At 62.9% G+C, this 973-nt stretch carries 1 protein-coding gene; it reads left to right on the plus strand.

Annotated elements, in window-relative coordinates:
• The coding region (locus DIE13_RS32535) for an IS256-like element IS1356 family transposase (protein WP_124831044.1) at positions 1-971 on the plus strand (971 nt) is incomplete at its 5' end.
• Between the last annotated feature and the right edge of the window lie 2 nt (positions 972-973).

Raw genomic sequence — 973 nt, forward strand, 5'->3', positions numbered from 1 at the left:
CGCGCGACCGCGAAGGCACCTTCGATCCGGTGCTGATCGCCAAGGGCGAACGGCGCTTTACCGGCTTCGACGACAAGATCATCGCGATGTACGCCCGCGGCATGAGCGTGCGGGAGATTCAGGGCTTCCTGCAGGAGATGTACGGCATCGAAGTGTCGCCGGACTTCATCAGCACCGTCACTGACGCGGTGATCGACGAAGTGCGTGAGTGGCAGCAGCGGCCGCTCGAGCCGATGTATCCGGTCGTGTTCTTCGACGCCTTGCGCGTCAAGATCCGCGACGAAGGCGTTGTGCGCAACAAGGCGATCTACCTGGCGCTGGGCGTGCGCCGCGACGGCACGCGTGACGTGCTGGGCCTTTGGATCGAGCAGACCGAGGGGGCCAAGTTCTGGCTGCGGGTGGTGAACGACCTGAAGCTGCGCGGCGTGCAGGACATCCTGATCGCCGTGGTCGATGGCTTGAAGGGCTTCCCGGAAGCGATCAACACGGTGTTCCCGGAAACGACGGTCCAGACCTGCATCGTGCATCTGATCCGGAACTCGCTGGACTTCGCCAGCTGGAAAGACAGGAAATCGGTTGCAGCGGCGCTCAAGGAGGTCTATCGGGCACCGTCGGCCGAAGCGGCCACCGTGGCGCTGGATGCGTTCGACGCGAGCCCGTGGGGTACGAAATACCCCCCGATTGCCGCCCTCTGGCGCCGGGCCTGGGATCAGGTGATTCCGTTCTACGCCTTCGCACCTGACATCCGGAAAATTGTATACACGACCAACGCGATCGAGTCGCTGCACATGCAGCTTCGGAAGATCATCAAGGCGCGCGGCCACTTCCCGTCGGACGAGGCCGCGCTCAAACTGATCTGGCTGGCGCTGCGCAACGTCGTGGCCAAGTGGACCGGTTCCCGGCACGATTGGAAGAGCGCGATGACCCAGTTTGCGCTGCTTTACCCGGAACGATTCAACATTGGAGTCTGAAT

Origin of the sequence: Burkholderia sp. Bp9016, assembly GCF_003857765.1 — a bacterium.
GTDB lineage: Bacteria > Pseudomonadota > Gammaproteobacteria > Burkholderiales > Burkholderiaceae > Burkholderia.